The 15,976-nt window shown below is 71.9% G+C and carries 15 protein-coding genes; 8 read left to right on the top strand and 7 right to left on the bottom strand.

The genetic code is table 11. The features are described 5' to 3' along the window. Nucleotides 1-51: 51 nt before the first annotated feature. Together MFF54_RS11290 and MFF54_RS11285 are read left to right on the top strand one after the other, a co-directional pair. Complete coding sequence (locus MFF54_RS11290) at nt 52-1,758, top strand: methyl-accepting chemotaxis protein (RefSeq protein ID WP_238302874.1); 1,707 nt, start codon at nt 52-54, stop codon at nt 1,756-1,758. A 26-nt stretch (nt 1,759-1,784) separates the two neighbouring features. Further along, on the top strand, nt 1,785-2,711 hold the full coding sequence (locus MFF54_RS11285; RefSeq protein WP_306423958.1) for a substrate-binding domain-containing protein: 927 nt from the start codon (nt 1,785-1,787) through the stop codon (nt 2,709-2,711). Between the two features lie 67 nt (nt 2,712-2,778). On the opposite strand, the gene MFF54_RS11280 is transcribed toward MFF54_RS11285, so the two are convergent. After that, entirely contained in the window at nt 2,779-3,729 is a 951-nt protein-coding gene (locus MFF54_RS11280; RefSeq protein WP_238302871.1) for an NAD(P)-dependent oxidoreductase, read from the bottom strand. 711 nt (nt 3,730-4,440) lie between these two features. On the opposite strand from MFF54_RS11280, the gene MFF54_RS11275 reads away from it, so the two are divergent. Continuing rightward, complete coding sequence (locus MFF54_RS11275; protein ID WP_238302869.1) at nt 4,441-4,851, top strand: carboxymuconolactone decarboxylase family protein; 411 nt, start codon at nt 4,441-4,443, stop codon at nt 4,849-4,851. Between the two features lie 283 nt (nt 4,852-5,134). On the opposite strand, the gene MFF54_RS11270 is transcribed toward MFF54_RS11275, so the two are convergent. Genes MFF54_RS11270 through MFF54_RS11260 form a run of 3 tightly spaced genes read right to left on the bottom strand, consistent with a single transcriptional unit; the run spans nt 5,135 to nt 7,550 of the window. Beyond that, nucleotides 5,135-5,725 (bottom strand): phospholipase A2 family protein, encoded by a 591-nt coding sequence (locus MFF54_RS11270; RefSeq protein WP_238302867.1) that lies wholly within the window; start codon nt 5,723-5,725, stop codon nt 5,135-5,137. 60 nt (nt 5,726-5,785) lie between these two features. After that, a complete protein-coding gene (locus tag MFF54_RS11265) occupies nt 5,786-6,277 on the bottom strand; it encodes a DUF1036 domain-containing protein (RefSeq protein WP_370880177.1) in 492 nt (163 codons plus the stop codon). Continuing rightward, nucleotides 6,243-7,550: a glycerate kinase type-2 family protein gene (locus MFF54_RS11260; RefSeq protein ID WP_238302864.1), complete on the bottom strand. Its 1,308-nt coding sequence runs from the start codon at nt 7,548-7,550 to the stop codon at nt 6,243-6,245. Before MFF54_RS11260 ends, MFF54_RS11265 begins: the two co-directional genes overlap by 35 nt. A gap of 216 nt (nt 7,551-7,766) precedes the next feature. Between MFF54_RS11260 and MFF54_RS11255 the strand changes: the two genes are divergently transcribed. From MFF54_RS11255 to MFF54_RS11240, 4 genes are all read left to right on the top strand, one after another. Beyond that, entirely contained in the window at nt 7,767-8,537 is a 771-nt protein-coding gene (locus MFF54_RS11255; RefSeq protein ID WP_238302862.1) for an N-formylglutamate amidohydrolase, read from the top strand. Nucleotides 8,538-8,605: 68 nt separating this feature from the next. Then, the gene (locus MFF54_RS11250) at nt 8,606-8,911 is read left to right on the top strand and encodes a DUF1244 domain-containing protein (RefSeq protein ID WP_238302861.1); all 306 of its coding nucleotides are present in this window, start codon (nt 8,606-8,608) and stop codon (nt 8,909-8,911) included. A gap of 166 nt (nt 8,912-9,077) precedes the next feature. Beyond that, nucleotides 9,078-9,341 (top strand): DUF2312 domain-containing protein, encoded by a 264-nt coding sequence (locus MFF54_RS11245; RefSeq protein ID WP_238302893.1) that lies wholly within the window; start codon nt 9,078-9,080, stop codon nt 9,339-9,341. A gap of 272 nt (nt 9,342-9,613) precedes the next feature. Beyond that, nucleotides 9,614-10,459, top strand: coding sequence for a 3-oxoadipate:acetyl-CoA acetyltransferase (locus tag MFF54_RS11240; protein WP_238302860.1), 846 nt, complete (start codon nt 9,614-9,616; stop codon nt 10,457-10,459). 58 nt (nt 10,460-10,517) lie between these two features. Here MFF54_RS11240 and MFF54_RS11235 read toward each other — a convergent pair whose 3' ends face one another. Further along, nucleotides 10,518-12,908, bottom strand: a complete 2,391-nt coding sequence (locus MFF54_RS11235) for a type IA DNA topoisomerase (RefSeq protein WP_238302859.1) — start codon at nt 12,906-12,908, stop codon at nt 10,518-10,520. Nucleotides 12,909-13,153: 245 nt separating this feature from the next. Here MFF54_RS11235 and aqpZ point away from each other — a divergent pair, with 245 nt between their 5' ends. Further along, a complete protein-coding gene (gene aqpZ / locus MFF54_RS11230; RefSeq protein WP_238302858.1) occupies nt 13,154-13,888 on the top strand; it encodes an aquaporin Z in 735 nt (244 codons plus the stop codon). A gap of 15 nt (nt 13,889-13,903) precedes the next feature. On the opposite strand, the gene MFF54_RS11225 is transcribed toward aqpZ, so the two are convergent. Together MFF54_RS11225 and MFF54_RS11220 are read right to left on the bottom strand one after the other, a co-directional pair. Continuing rightward, nucleotides 13,904-15,193 carry an O-acetylhomoserine aminocarboxypropyltransferase/cysteine synthase family protein gene (locus MFF54_RS11225; RefSeq protein ID WP_238302857.1) on the bottom strand — a complete coding sequence of 430 codons (1,290 nt, stop codon included), beginning with the start codon at nt 15,191-15,193 and terminating at the stop codon, nt 13,904-13,906. 148 nt (nt 15,194-15,341) lie between these two features. Further along, complete coding sequence (locus MFF54_RS11220) at nt 15,342-15,728, bottom strand: response regulator (protein ID WP_066922204.1); 387 nt, start codon at nt 15,726-15,728, stop codon at nt 15,342-15,344. Between the last annotated feature and the right edge of the window lie 248 nt (nt 15,729-15,976).

Here is a 15,976-nt window from a genome sequence, read left to right as displayed (position 1 = left end):
CGTCACATCGAAGTTTCCATTCGGACACGTTGTCCTCAGGGGTTCGTCGCCATGTCGATCGGCCATAGAATTCAAGCGATCAATCTCAGATCCATCAAGTCAAAGATCATCGGTACGTTCGCGATCCTCGTGGTGCTGTCCGGCCTGACCGGCGGCTTCGCGATCGTCAAGGTCGATCAGGTCTCGACGATCGGCGCGGCGCTGGCCCGTCAGGTCGAGGCCGTGACCCTGCTGGGCGACCTCGCCCGCCTCAGCCAGCAGCTGCGGGCCCTGACGGCGCTGCAACACTACAGCCCGAGCGAGGCGCAGCGCAGCGCCTACGCGCGGGAGGCCGAGGAGAGCCGCATCGCCTTCTCGAAAGCCTGGGGCGATTACGCGAACCTGATCGAGGACGCGCGCGAGACCCGGCTCGCCGAGACCCTCCGCAACGCGTGGCAGCATTTCCTGGCGATCGAGGAGGAGATCCGCATCCTCGACCGGGCTGGCCTGACCGAGATCGGAACGGCTGTGCTGCAGGGTGATATGCTCTCGGAGGCCGCCAGCTTCTACACCGCGGTGCAGGCCGTGCAGGCCTATCGCCAACAGGAGGTGGCGGCGGCCACGGCCGCCGCCCAGGAGATCCGTGCCTCGGCCCGCTTCTGGATCGTCTCGGCCCTGGCCTGTCTGCTGTCGCTCTGCACCCTGGCCGGCTGGCTTCTGACGATGACGATCTCGCGGCCGATCGGGCGCATGACCGTCGCGATGGGCCGGCTCGCGGATGACGACATCGGCGTCGCGGTGCCCGAACAGCGCCGCCACGATGAGATCGGCCGGATGGCGGCAGCGGTTCAGGTCTTCAAGGACAACATGATCCGCAACAGGGCTCTCGAGGCCGAAGTGACCGCCCAGCGCGCCGGGGCGGAGGAGCAGCGCCGGATCGCCATGCGCGAGATGGCGGAGGCGTTCGATCAGTCGGTGGGCGGGATCGTCACGGCCGTTTCCTCGGCGGCCGTGCAGATGCAGACGACCGCCCGCCATCTCTCGGTCTCGGCCGAAGCCACCTCGGTGCGCGCGGTCGCGGTCTCTGCGGCGGCCGAGGAGGCTTCCGTCAACATTCAGTCGATCGCGGGCGCGGCCGAGGAACTCGATGCCTCGGTGACGGAGATCGGAGTCCAGGTCGAGCGCTCCGCGGCGATGTCGCAGGCCGCCGTTCGGGAGACGGAGGGAATGACCGCGCTGGTGCGCGAGTTGATGGACGTGGCCGCCAGCATCGGCGATGTGGTGGACACCATCGCCGGGCTTGCCGGCCAGACCAACCTGCTTGCGCTCAACGCGACGATCGAGGCGGCACGGGCCGGGGAAGCGGGCCGGGGTTTCGCGGTCGTGGCGACGGAGGTGAAGGACCTCGCCAGCCAAACCTCCCGTTCGGCGAGCGAGATCACGGCCAAGATCGAGGCGATCCAGTCCTCCACCGGCCGAACCGCCGCGGCCATCGACGGTATCTCCGCCTCGATCCGCTCGATCAACGAGACGGCGACCGCCATCGCGTCGGCCATCGAGGAGCAGGGGGCGGCGACGCGCGAGATCGTTCAAGCCATCGCCCAGGCCTCGAGCGGCACCGACGAGGTGACCGTCAACATCACCGGCGTGGCGAGCAACGCCGAGGAGACCGGGACGGGCGCCACCCAGGTTCTGTGCGCCTCGGGCGAACTCGCCCAGCACTCCGATCTGCTGCGCCGACAGGTGCAGTCGTTCCTCGACACCGTCCGTGCCGCCTGACGCTCGCGCTTCAACCGAGGCTTGCCATGAAGCAACGCACCAGCCCCCTGCCTGCCGCACTCCTGCTGCTCGCTCTCGCCACACCGGCCGCCGCTACCGGGATGAAACTCACCTTCTTGATGCCGGAGGCGGGCGACCGTTTCCTCGACAGCCTGCAGGCGGCCGTCGTCGACACGGCCGCCTCCGAGGTCTCCGTCTCGGTCAATGTGGGGCAGGCGGCCGGCCGGGGCGAGACCCAGGTGAGCCAGGCGCGCGCCGCCCTTGAGGCGAAGCCGGCAGCCCTGATCGTCACGCCCGTCGATGATGCCAGTGCCAGGACGATCGCCGCGATGGCCGCGGCGACCGGGATTCCGGTGGTGTTCGTGAACAGGCGCCCGAGCGGTCCGGTGACCAGCAGGATGGCGATCGTCAGCGCGAACCACCTCGTAGCGGGCCGGGTGCAGATGCGAATGCTCGCGCAGCGTCTCGGGGATCGCGGCAACGTGGCCATCCTGCGCGGCAAGGACAGCGACAACGCCGCACAGGAGCGCACCGCCGGCGTAAAGGAGATCCTCGGGCAACGGCCGGGGCTGCAGCTCTTGGCGGAGGCGAGCGCGGATTGGAGCCGGCGGCAGGCGCAGGATCAGGTGACGGCGTGGCTGCGCAGCGGCCTGAGATTCGACGCCATCGCGGCCAACAACGACGAGATGGCCCTCGGCGCGGTGGCCGCCCTCAAGGCGGCCGGCCTGGCGGGCAAGGTCCTGGTCGGCGGCGTCGACGGAACGTCGGACGGGATCGCGGCCGTGAAAAGCGGCGACCTGTCGGTCAGCGTCCTTCAAGACGCGCCGCTACAGGGGGCCCAGGCGGTGAAGGATGCCGTGAAACTTGCCCGAGGCGAGTACGTGCAACCCTACGACTGGGTACCCCATCAGTTGATCCTGCCGGGGCGCAACGAGCCGGCAAACGGGCGATGACGTGCGCGGCCCGCGAGCCCAGAACCGAGGCTCGGCGCCGCATGACTGTCGGCGTGCCGACCGCGGATCAGGCGTCGTCTTCGGCCAAGCGCTCTTCGGCCAAGCGCTCTTCGGCCAAGCGCTTCAGGTAGCGGTCGATCTCGGTGTGGTCGGCCTGCGCTCCGAGCATGGTCAGCGCCTCGCGCGCGAGAGCGACGACGTGATGCGACAGGGGCGCGGGCCTTCTCAGGGCCTCCGCGAGATCGACCGCGATACCGATGTCCTTCGCCATCAGGGCGAGGCCGAAACCCGAGTTGTATGCCTCGGATATCATGTAGGCTTTCAGCTTGTTCTCGGTGGTGTTGTTCCGGCCCGTCGAGACGTTCAGAATATCCACCATGACGTTCTGATCGAGCCCGAAGGCCGCACCGATCTGCACGGCTTCGCAGGCGGCGATGAGCCCGGCGGCCGACACGTAGTTGTTGAGGGCCTTCATCGCGTGGGCCGAGCCGAGCGGGCCGGTGTCGAACAGGGCGCTTCCCATCGCTTCCAGGACGGGACGGACGCGCTTGGCGGTGCGCGGCTCCCCGCCCACCATGATCGACAACGTGCCCGCCTCGGCCTTCCTCACGCCGCCCGAGACGGGAGCATCGACGAGGCCGATCCCCGCCTCCGCGAGGCGCTCGCCCAGGAGGCGGGTGGTCAAGGGCTCGGAGGAACTCATCTCGATCAGGACCGAGCCGCGACGCATCGCCTCGAGAACGGGCGCGTCGTCCTCGAGCACGACGCGCTTCACGATCGTCCCATCGGGCAACATCGTGATCACGGCATCCGCTTCGCCGGCGGCTTCCGCGGCGGATCCGCATGATCGTCCGCCCGCTGCCGCGAACGCGTCCCGCGACGCCGCGACCGGGTCGTAGGCGGCCACGGCGAAGCCTGCACCGAGCAGGCGCTTGGCCATGGGCAGCCCCATCTTGCCAAGCCCGATGACCGCCAAACGGGACGGCGGCGAGATGGCGGGTTCGGTCGCGTCGGTCACGGTCTTCACTCCTGCTCGCTATCGAACGAAGGTGTCGAGGGCCTGTATGAAGTAGCCTCGAAACAGATCCGGGTTTTCGCACATGGGGAAATGCCACAATCCAGGCATCTTCCGGAATGTCCTGCCGGGATCAGGCGCGCGAACGCCGCGCCATCTTCGACGGTGGCCAGGTCATCGTACCCTCCCGTCGGCAGGTGGACCGGAACCCGATCCGTGTCGATCTGCGATGCGACGACACGGCCATCGACTCCGTCGCTGTAGAAACCGAGATCACCCGCATACACGCCGGGACCGCCTTGCTGCGCGGAGATCCGGGCGGCTCTCCGGCGGCAGGCTTCCGGACTTGTCGGATCCATCGACCCGCGGACGTAGGCGCTGTCGTGCAGTCCTCCGGAAACCGCCGCGTGGGCGAGGAACGTGTTGGGACGCCCCGGCGAGCGGAGCGGGGGCTCGAGCGCGATGACGCCCCCCCCAGGAGTTCCGGGCGCGCGGTGGCGCAGAGCCGCCGCGCGGCGGCACGGAACGCGGGATCGGACAGGGACCCGTCCCTGCGCCGAACGAGCAGGGCGGCGGGCACTCGTGCCATTCGCGCCTCCCCCTCGGCCCACGGCAGCAGCGATCGACGCCGCCCGCTCATCAAAAACTTTGTCTGATTGACATACAAGACTGAAATGGGGAGTGTCGCGGCGCAACATGTCAGGGAGCGGATCGATGGCGGAGAGCGAGCAGTTCCAGAAGGGCTTGGCGGTGCGTCGCGCCGTGCTCGGCACGGAGTACGTCGATGGCGGCCTGGCCAAGGCCGACGATTTCATGATGGCCTTCCAGCGGATCACGACGGAATGGTGCTGGGGCTATGCCTGGACGCGCGAGGGCCTCGACCGGAAGACGCGCAGCATGCTCAACCTCGCGATGCTGACGGCCCTGAGCAAGCCCGCCGAGTTGAAGCTGCACGTCAAGGGCGCCCTGGCCAACGGGGTCAGCGTCGAGGAGATCAAGGAGATCCTGCTGCACGCCACCGTGTATTGCGGCATCCCCGCCGGGCTCGACGCCTTCAAGGCCGCGCACGAGGTGCTGAAGGCGGAGGGGGCGGTCACCGGCGAGCCGGTCGGCCCGGCGCCCTGAGCCGCGCCGGGGAACGCGTCCGGGGCGGCCGCCGGCGCGAGAGGCCGCGAGAGGCCGCCCGCACCCTCGGATCGTGCCGGAGGGCGGCAGCAGGGCCCTCGATCGCGATGGCTTGGCAGGCGCGGAGATCCGCGCCCACGCACCTCAGCCTATCTGAATGTCTGACACGTCCCGGTTTCCGGTCGGCGTACGAACGGGGGCTCGCTCATCCTTGAGGAAGGCTGCCTGAGGGAAGGCTGGCGCCGGGCGATGCGGGGTGACCCGGTTCGGGCAGCCGGGGCGCTCAGGGTCTCCGGCAGTTCATCGCGTCGGCGGCCTCGGTGACGCTCAGGGCCCGCTCCCGCACCTGGCGCGACACGCCGGGCTGCTCGGAGACCAGTGCAGCCTCACGCTTCAGCGCCGCGTCGCAGGCGCAGGAGCGGTAGCCGGCCGCATCGTAACAGGCGTCGTGGCGCTGGCAGGCGGCGTCGAGGGCGTCGGTCGGGGCAAGTCCCTCGCCCTGCTGGCCGGCCCCGCAATAGTTTCCGTGAAACAGGGCCTTGCCGGCCAGCACCGCGCCGAGATCGGGACGGGGCAGGGGCGGCTCCTCCGGCCGGCCGCTCGGGTTGAGGTCGTTGACCGGGCCGCCCGCCTTGGCGGCCGAGCCGCGCAGGGCCTTCGGGATGCCGGAGCCGGAGCCGGGCTCCCCGAGCGACTCGCCGGTGCGCCCGTTCGGGTCGGCGAGGTCGGGCAGCGGCGGGGGTGGGCCGGGTTGCGGATCCTCGACCTCGACCGTCGCGTCCGTCGGCGGAGCGCCCTGCTGCTGCGCGAGCGCCCCGGGGACCGGGGCGAGGCAGAGGACGCAGAGCGCGAGGATGCGGAGGCTGAGGGGCACGGAGCGGTTCCGAATGGAGCGTGCCCCGGAACACCGAACCCCGCCGGACCGTTCCCGGCCTCAGGGCTGGGGCGCGGCCGGCTGGTTCGGGTCGCTGAGCTGGATGGTCCAGCTCTTCTGCTCGCCGGTATCGACCTCGAAGAAGCCGTTGCGGTCGTAGCCGCGGGCGAGGCAGTCCTCGACGCCCCGGATCGTGAACTCGGAGTCGCGGGTGCACATCAGCGAGCGTCCGTTCCACTCGCCGCCCCGCGTGTAGTCGACTGCGAACACGTAGTAGAAGCGCGCGGCCAGCGCACCGCGCAGCAGGGTCTCGCAGCCCTTGGGCGCCAGATCCCACCAGCCCTCCGTCACCCACCCCTGCGCGTCCCGGTAGCCCAGCGCGATGCCGACCTTGCTGGGCGTGAGGTTGCACAGGCGCAGGTCCGCCCGCGCGGGCGCGGCGGCGAAGAACGCCACCACGCCCAGCAGGAGCCCCGCCGCACCGCGACGCAGAGAGACCGGCACGGGTTGGAAAAGACTAGTCGACGAGGATGATGCGGCAGTCGTTGACATTGGTGCGGGTGGGGCCGGGCCGGACGAGGTCGCCGATGGTCTCGAAGAAGCGGGTCGAATCGTTGTCGGCGAGCATCGCGGCCGGATCGAGGCCGGCCGCGCGGGCGCGCTCCAGCGTCGTCTCGTCCACGAGGCCGCCGGCCGGATCGGTGGCCTCGCCCCGCCCGCCGTCGGTCCCGTCCGTGTCGGCCGCGATGCCGCGGATGCCGGCCGCGCCGTCGAGCGCGATGGCGAGCGCGAGCGCGTATTCCTGGTTCGGCCCGCCATGGCCCTCGCCCCGGATGGTCACGGTCAGCTCGCCGCCCGAGATCAGAGCGACCTTGCGGCCCTCGGCCTTGGCCTTGCGGGCCAGATCGGCGTGCTCGGCCGCGACCTCGCGCGCCTCGCCCTCGAGGTCGGCGCCGAGCATCACCGGCTCGTAGCCGGCCTCGCGCGCGGCGGCCGCCGCCGCCTCCAGCGCGTCGATCGGCCGGGCGATGATGCGGTACTCGGCCCGCGCGAAGGCCGGGTCGCCCGCCTTCGGGGTCTCGTTGTTCGGGTCGTTAAGGAGCCGCACGGCCGCCTCGGGCAGGGGGATGTTGCGGCGCTCGCAGATCGCGCGGGCCTGTTCGAGGGTCGAGGGATCCGGCACGGTCGGACCCGAGGCGATCACCGCCGGGTCGTCGAAGGGCACGTCGGAGATCGCCAGCGTCAGGATCGAGCGGGCGTTGCGGGCGGCGAGCGCGAGGCGCCCGCCCTTGATGCGCGAGAGGTGCTTGCGCACCGTGTTGATCTCGCCGATCGGCGCGCCGGAGCGCAGCAGTGCCCGGGTGATGGCCTGCTTCTCGATGAGCGTGAGGTCGCCGGCCGGCGCGATCCAGTTGGCCGAGCCGCCGCCGGAGAGGAGCACCAGCACCTCGTCCTCCGGGCCGGCCTCGGAGGCGATGCGCAGCGCCTCCTTCGTCGCCGCGATGCCGGCCTCGTCCGGCACCGGATGGCCGGCCTCGACCATGCGGATGCCGGGCGCGTCCTGACCGTAGCCGTGGCGCGCGACGGCGAGGCCGAGGATGCGCTCCTCGGACACCCCGTGCTCCTCGCGGTAGAACCGGCTCGCCACCGCCGCCATGCTGCCGCCGGCCTTGCCCGCGCCCAGGATGATCAGCCGCCCGGGCGCCGGCTGCGGCAGGTGCCGCGCCAAGCACTTCTCCGGATGGGCCGCCGCGATGCCGGCCGCGAGGAAACGGTCGAGCAGGATGCGGGCCTGGTGCACGGCCGGATCGGTGTTGGCGGTCATCGCGGGGCTCCTCGCCTGTTCGTCTCTCGCGTGCGGTCTCTTCTTCACCCGCCCCGGCCCCGCGCACATCTGCGCGATGCGAGGGGCCGGGCCCGGGGCCCGATTCTTGCCGGGGGCGCACGATCCTTGATACGTGCTTGCCCGAGCCCGGGCCGGACGGCAAGGCTCAAGCTTCCGCGATCCGCCCCCGCCTTTGCCGAGGAACCGACCGGCCCCGTGAACGCTCCCGCCCGTACCGACAGCGTGACCCCTCACCCGGTCGAGATCGTCCCGGGGGACCCGGCCTGCGGCCTGATCCTCGCCTGCGACCACGCCTCGAACCATGTGCCGCCGGACATCGCGCTCGGCGTGGCGGAGGCGGAGTTCGGCCGGCACATCGCCTACGACATCGGCGCGGCGGGGGTCACGCGGCGTCTGGCGGCCCTGCTCGGCGCGCCCGCGATCCTCACGAACTTCTCGCGCCTCATCATCGACCCGAACCGCGGCCGCGCGGACCCGACCCTGGTGATGCGCCTCTCGGACGGCGCCGTGGTGCCGGGCAACGCCCGCATCGACGCGGCCGGCAAGGCGGCCCGGCTCGCCCGATTCTACGATCCGTTCGACGCCGCGATCGAGGCCGCGGTGGCGGCGGCCGAGGCGGCTCGCGTGCCCCCGGCCATCGTGACGATCCACAGCTTCACGCCCTACTGGCGCGGCGTCGCCCGTCCCTGGCAGGTCGGCATCCTCTACGACCGCGACGAGCGCCTTAGCCGCCCGCTGATCGAGGCCCTGCGGGCCGATCCGGCCGGCCTGACCGTCGGCGACAACGAACCCTACGGCGGCGGCCTGCCCGGCGACACGATCGACCGCCACGCCACCGCCCGGGGCCTGCTGAACGCGCTGGTCGAGATCCGGCAGGACCTCATCGCCGGTGAGGCGGGCCAGACGGAATGGGCCGCGCGCTTCGCCCGCTGCCTCGGGCCGCTGCTGCCCGCGCGCGACGCTTGACGGCGGAGCGCCGGGGACCGACCTGAGGCGGACAGTTCCGTTCCACGCCAGTCCCGAGGCCGAGCCCCATGAGCGAGATCGATCCGAAGACCCAGACCGAGCTGGAGGCGGCCGTCTTCCGCCGCCTCGTCAGCCACCTGCGCGGCCGCACCGACGTGCAGAACATCGACCTGATGAACCTCGCGGGCTTCTGCCGCAACTGCCTGTCGAACTGGCTGAAGGACGCGGCCGACGAGCGCGGCATCCCGCTCTCGAAGGACGCGAGCCGCGAGCAGGTCTACGGCATGCCCTACGACGCGTGGAAGGCGCAGCACCAGACCGAGGCGAGCCCCGAGCAGCAGGCGGCCTTCGCGAAGGCCCCGCCGCAGCACTGAGGGTTCCCGGGGAGAGCCGGCACCGGCTCCCCGAGCCGGCCTCAAGCTTCCGGTAACGTCGCTCGTCTACCACTCGGGCCAGTGCGAGGATGGGACGGCCCCGGGCGATCCGTGATCGCGGGGGCGCGCCCCCGCGGTGACGAGGATTTTCATGAACGCCCATTCGATGCCGAAGGTCGGCGACGTCTCCTCCTCCGAGGGCGTGGCCGCCGACGAACTGAAGCAGTTCATCGAGCGGATCGAGCGCCTGGAGGAGGAGAAGGCCGGTCTCCAGGGCGACATCAAGGACGTGTTCGCCGAGCTGAAGGGCCGCGGCTTCGACGCCAAGGCGGTCCGCCAGATCCTGCGGATCCGCAAGAAGGACCACGCCGAGCGCCAGGAGGAGGAGGCGATCCTCGAGCTCTACATGCAGGCGCTCGGCATGGCCTAGCGGCGCGATCCCGCGGCCCGGGGGCCCGCTCCCCCGGGCCGCACCGGGCGGCCTCCGGCCCCCTGCAAGCGCGACAGCCGCCCGAACCCCTCTCCGGCTTTTCGGGGACGATGCGTGGCGCGAAGCCCGCGGGTGAAGCCGGCTCTTGGACCGATGCCGGCGAGGGCCCCGGACCCGCGAACCCTTGACATCCTTCTCCGAGACGGCGCCGAGACGGTCGTCTGCGACGTCTGATCACGCGAGGGCCGACAGCGGCCGCGGAGGAGACAGGAATGCCCCAGCCCGAGACAAACGCACCGGTCGTGATCGCGGTGGCGATCACCGGCTCGGTGCCGCGCAAGAGCGACAACCCGGCGGTGCCGATCTCGGTCGCCGAGCAGATCGCCTCGACGCAGGAGGCCTTCGAGGCCGGCGCCACGCTCGCCCACATCCACGTGCGCAATGCCGACGAGAGCGCGTCTTCCGATCCCGAGACGTTCGCCGCCGTGCAGGAGGGCCTGCGCCGGCACTGCCCCGGCATGATCGTCCAGTTCTCCACCGGTGGGCGCGGGCGCGACCCGGCGAGCCGCGGGCTGTCGCTCCGGCACCGGCCCGACATGGCCTCGCTCTCGACGGGCTCGGTCAACTTTCCCACCATCGTCTACGAGAACCACGCCACGCTCGTCACCGATCTCGCCACCCAGATGAAGCAGTTCGGCGTGCGGCCCGAGATCGAGATCTTCGACCTCTCGCACCTGCACGGAGCCAGACGCCTGATCGAGGCCGGCCTGATGGACGCGCGGCCGCACGTTCAGTTCGTGATGGGTGTGCAGAACGCGATGCCGGCCGACGAGCACCTGCTCGACATCCTGCTCGCCGAATGCCGCCGCATCCTGCCGGAGGCGACCTGGACGGCGGCCGGGATCGGGCGGAACCAGACGCGCGTGATGGACTGGGCCCTGGCCCGGGGCGCGGACGCGGTGCGCACGGGCCTGGAGGACAACATTCGGATCAGCCGGGATCGGCTCGCCGCGAGCAACGCGGAGCTCGTCGGCCTCGCCGCCGAGGCCGTGGCCCGGTACGGACGGCGCGTCGCGACGCCCGCGGAAGCGCGGAAGATCCTGCGTCTGGCCGCTTGAGGGCATCAGGCTTCGGCAGGGTGCCCTCCCGAGCCCCCGAGCGCCGGACGGCGCTCTGTTACGGCTGACGATCTCCTGCCGATCGGGCCTGCCGGCGGGCCGGGGCAGGCTTCCTGCGTGGCGCGGCCCCCCGGCCGCGGGACGGAGCGGCGCTCTTCCGGGCGGCCCGCGCCGTGTCCGGCCGGCCTGCATGCGCGTCGAGGAAGCTGCGGCAGGCCTCGAAGCGCGCTTCCACCTCGGGCGGGCAGGCGATGCCCCGGGCCTCCGCGAGGCTGCGGGCGTAGCGCAGCATCGCCTCGCTCGGGGCGCGCACGCCGTCCGGCCCGCGCGCCTCCATGTCCCCCTGCGCCCGCGGCCCCGCCTGGGCGTCCAGGAAGGTGCGGCAGACCCGCATGCTGCTCTTGCAGCCGCGCGGGAGCGGCACGCCCTTGCGCTCGGCGAGCGAGACCGCGAACGCCACCATGGCGGGCGTCGGGGCCCGGTCGTCGCGTCCGCCAGGCCCGCCCGGCGGGATCAGGCTCGGGTCGAGGTCGATCGTCGGAGCGCCCGCGATCGCCGCGATCAGCGCGTCGAGCCGCGCGCGGGTGCGCTGCCGGAACTCCTCGGCCCGGCGCTCCGCCTCGGCGCGTGTCGCGGCCCGGCCGATCTCGGCGAGCTCCGCCTCGAACACCGCCCGTCCGACCGGATCGCCGTAGGCCGGGAACACCGCCCGCACCGCGCCGATGAAGGCGAGGCCGACCTCGGTCACCGAGACCGCCGGGTCCTTGCCGGTGCCCAGCGTCACGTAGCGGCTCTTCAGGAGCTTGGGCAGGATCGTGTCCCGGGTCGCGGCCGTGCCGAGGCCCTTCGGCTCGTTCGGGTTGGCGGGGTTCTCCAGGGCGCGCTTCACCGCCGGGTCCTCGACCTGATCGACGAGGCGGGCCATCACCACCGGCAGCTCGCCGCGGGTGATGCGGCGCGGCGGCTCGGTCACGGCGGTCGCGATCTCGGCGCCCGTCGCCGCGGCGGCCTCGCCGTCGCGCACCGGCGGCAGGCGGGCCGCGCTCGCCTCCTCCTCGCGTCGGGCCTTGCCGGGCACGAGGTCGACCTCCGTGTCGGCCTCGGCCCCGTAGACCGCGCGCCAGCCCGGCGCCCGCACCACGGTCCCAGAGACCGCGAAGCGCTTCGGGCCCAGGGGCGTGCCCACCTCGGCCGTGATACCGGTGCGCGCGTCGATCCCGTCGGGCAGGTGCGCGGCGAGATAGGCCTTGGCCACGAGCTCCCAGAGCCGGGCCTGGTCGCCCGTGAGCCGCCCGCGCTCGGGCACCTTGCGCAGCGGCACGATGGCGTGGTGCTCGCCCGGATCCTTGACGTAGGGGCCACTCTTGCCGCGCCGGATCACCGGCTTCTGCTCGGGGGGGAAGAGCGGGCCCAGTTCCGGGAGCACCCCGGTCACGGCGACGATGATGGCCGTCGCGTCGCCGATCTGCCCCTCGGGCAGCAGCTCGGACTCGGTGCGCGGGTAGCTCAGATAGCCCTGGTCGTAGAGGTCCTGGGCGAGCTTGGCGGTGTGTTGCGGGTCCCAGCCGAAGCGCTTGGCGCAGCGTCGGGCCAGCGTATCCTTTGAGAACAGGCGCGGCGGCGTCCGGCGCACATCCTTCTGCTCGACGCGGATCGGCCCGGACCAGCCGGCAGCGGCCGCCCGGATCGTCTCGGCCACCTCCGGGTCGAGGATGCGCTCCTTCGGCGCGTGCCAGAGGGTCAGCGCGTGCCCCTCCGCGGTGCCGAGATGCAGCCCGACCCTGAAGAAGTCCTGCGGCACGAAGGCCCGGATGCGCGCCTCCAGATCGGCCAGGATCGCGAGCGTCGGCGTCTGCACGCCGCCGAAGCGCCAGGGCTCGCGGAAGGCCGCCGGGCGCAGGCGCAGCGAGATGGCGCGCGTGCCGTTGAGGCCGAGATGGTAATCCTCGTACTGGCGGCAGAGCGCCTCCAGATAGGCGGCGTAGTCGCGCTCGCCGGAATCGGGCTCGGCGGCCAGCCCCGCGAAGGCGCGCCGGATCGAGACGTCGTCGAGCGCGCCGAGCTTCAGCCGGTCGACGCGGCCGCGCCAGCCGAGATGCTCCAGCACCTCCCAGGCGATCATCGAGCCCTCGCGCCCCGGGTCGGTCGCGATGATCACCCGGTCGACGCCGCTCAGCGCCTCGCGGATGGCGGCGAGCTTGCCCGCATGCGACTGGCCGGAGCGGTTCTGCCCGCAGGCGACGGGGATCGTGTCGAGCACGATCGGCAGCGCGTCGAAGCGCCAGGGCTTCCAGTCCGGCCGCACATCGCCGGGCTCCTCGGCCGTGAGCAGGTGGCCCTCGGCGGCGACGCAGACGGTGTTCGGCGAGCGGAAGAAGCGCTTCAGCTCGCGCATCGCCGAGGGCTTCTCGAAGAAGAACAGCGTGCGGCCGGGGCTCGGGGCGGGCATGGCTCGGACCGATGAGGCGCGGGCGGGCAGGGGATCTGTTCGCGTTGTGTTCCAGTATGGACCCGAAGCGAGGCCGAGGGCAAGGCCGTCCGGGGCGAACAAGCCTCCGGCAGGCAATTTGGGATTAGGACGCGCGGCCGGCCTTTCCCCGCGCCGCCCCCGGCGGCATCGTCTGCCCGCGCGCCGGACCGTCGGCGCCGGGGGGATCACGGACGGCCGACCATTCCTGAACCCAGGAGTCCCCCATGGACATCCGCAAATGCGCGGCCGAGGCAATCGGCACCTTCTGGCTCACCTTCGCGGGCTGCGGCAGCGCGGTCATCGCGGCCGCCTTCCCGGAGGTCGGGATCGGGCTCCTCGGGGTCGCGTTCGCCTTCGGGCTCAGCGTGATCACCATGGCCTACGCGATCGGCCACATCTCAGGCTGCCACCTCAACCCGGCGGTCACCTGCGGCCTCGCGGCGGGCGGCCGCTTCCCGGCCCGCGACATCCTGCCCTACGTGGTCGCGCAGCTCGTCGGCGCCGTCGTGGCGGCGGGGCTGCTCTACGCCATCGCGAGCAGCGCGCCCGGCTTCGACCTCGCCAAGGGTTTCGCGGCCAACGGCTACGGCGCGCACTCGCCGGGGGGCTACACCCTCACCGCCTGCCTCACGGCAGAGATCGTGCTGACCGCGCTCTTCCTCTTCATCATCATGGGGGCGACCCACGGCAAGGCGCCCGTCGGCTTCGCGCCGCTCGCGATCGGCCTCGCGCTGACGCTCGTGCACCTCGTGGGCATCCCGATCACGAACCTGTCGGTCAACCCGGCGCGCAGCACCGGGCCGGCTCTGATCGTCGGCGGATGGGCACTCGCCCAGCTCTGGCTGTTCTGGGCCGCGCCGCTCCTCGGCGGCGTGCTCGGTGGAATCCTCTACCGCTGGCTCAGCGAGCAGCCCTCGGCGCAGGTCACCGGGCTCACCCCGCCCGCGCCGGCGGAGTGAGCCGGTCGGCCGCGCTCAGTCGAGCTTGGCCAGCGCCTGCTCGACGTCGGCGATCAGGTCCGCGACGCTCTCCAGGCCGATCGAGAGCCGCACCGTCTCGGGGCCGACGCAGGCGGCGGCGCGCTCCTCGGGGCGGAGCTGCCGGTGCGTGGTCGAGGCCGGGTGGATCGCCAGCGACTTGATCTCGCCGATGTTCACGAGGTGCGAGATCAGCTCCAGGCTCATGATGAACTTGATCGCCGCGGGCTCGCCGCCCTTCAGCGCGAAGGTGAAGATCGAGCCCGGCCCCTGCGGCACGTAGCGCTGGGCCAGCGCCTCGCCCGGCTGACCGGGCAGGCCCGGATAGCTCACCCACGCGACCTTCGGGTGTTCCTTGAGATGGGCCGCGACGGCCTTCGCGTTGGCGCAGTGGCGCTCCATGCGCAGCGGCAGGGTCTCGATGCCGGTGAGCGTCAGGAAGGCGTTCATCGGCGAGAGGCCGGGCCCGAGGTCGCGCAGGCCGAACAGGCGGCAGGCCACCGCGAAGGGCGTGTCGGGAAAGCGCTCGCGCACCACGAGGCCCTCGTAATCGGGCCAGGGCTCGTTGATCAGGTTGTAGCGGTCAGGCCGGTTCCAGTCGAAGCGGCCGGCATCGCAGATCACGCCGCCGATGGTCTGGCCAGACCCGCCGAGGAACTTCGAGGTCGAGTGCACCACGATGTCGGCGCCGTGCTCGATCGGCCGGATCAGGGCGGGCGAGGCCAGCGTGTTGTCGATCACGAGGGGCAGGCCGTGGCGCCGGGCGACCTCGGCGATCCCTTCGATGTCCATCACGGTCGCGCAGGGGTTCACGATCGACTCGCAGACGATCGCCCGCGTCCGCGGCGTGATCGCGGCCTCGAAATCCTCGGGCGCCAGGCCCCGGGCGAATTGCGGCTGCAGGTCGTAGCGGCCGTCGAGGCGGCGCATCAGGCCGAGCGAGCCGCCGAACAGGCGCGGGGAGGCGACGTAGGATTCGCCCGAGCGCATCAGCGTCATCAGGACGAGCATCACCGCCGACTGGCCGGACGAGACCGCGACAGCGGCCTTGGCGCCCTCCAGCGCGGCGACGCGCCGCTCCAGCGCCGCGACCGTCGGGTTCGAGCCGCGCGAGTAGGAGAAGCCGGTGCGGCGCATCGCGAAGATGTCGGCGGCCTGCTCGGTCGACTCGAAGACGAAGCCGTTGGTGAAGTAGATCGGCTGAACCCGGGCGCCGGTCGCCGGATCCGGCGCGGCGCCCGCGTGGATCGCCTGCGTGGCGAAGCGAAGGGTCTGATCGTCCGGCATGTCCAACAACCCGCGTTCCGGCGCCGCCGCGGTGACGGCCGCCCGTGGGGGTGTCATTTTAGGCGGGGCGGTGCAAGGGCTTTGCGTCGCCCCGGCCCCGCGCCCCGCGCTCGGGCCGCCGGCCGGGCCTTCCGAGTCAGGCCGCCGCTCAGGCCGCTCTGCGGACGAAGGCGCGCAGCGTCCGCACCAGGGTGGAGGGCTCGTAGGGCTTGGGGATGAAGCGGGCCCCGTCCGGCATGTCGTGCGGCCCCGGCGTGCCCATGCCGGAGACGACCAGCACGGGGATCGCCGGCCAGCGATGGGCGACGAGGCGGGCCAGCGCGAAGCCGTCCATCGACCCTTGCGGCATGTCGACGTCGGTCATCAGAACCTCGACGTCGTCGCGGTTCTCCAGCACCTTCAGAGCCTTGTCGGCGTGCGTCGCCTCCAGCACCGTGAAGCCCGCATCGGCCAGGGTGTCCGAGGCCTCCATCAGCAGGAGACCGTCATCTTCCACCAGGAGAACGACGGGTTGCTCAGCGGGGCTCTCTGTCATCAGGCTTCGCGCGGCACTCTCAGGACCCGAAGCCCGGGCCCTATTCCCCGCACCCGCCCCCGTCAAGGCGCGACGCCTGCGTACGCCCGCCGCGCGGCCCGAGGTACAGTCCGCGGGACAGTCCGACGACGCCTCAGGCCGCCAGCCGCGCGAGGGGCGCCTCGAAGGCGAGGACGAGACCGGTGACTGGGTAGGCCAGATCGACGCGGCCGCCAAACCCCTGGACGAGGCTGCGCTCGATCAGGCGC

It is taken from the genome of Methylobacterium gregans, from assembly GCF_022179245.1.
Taxonomy (GTDB): Bacteria; Pseudomonadota; Alphaproteobacteria; order Rhizobiales; family Beijerinckiaceae; genus Methylobacterium; species Methylobacterium gregans.
The sequence above is the reverse complement of the archived record's forward strand: the minus strand, read 5'-3'. Positions and strand labels throughout refer to the sequence as shown.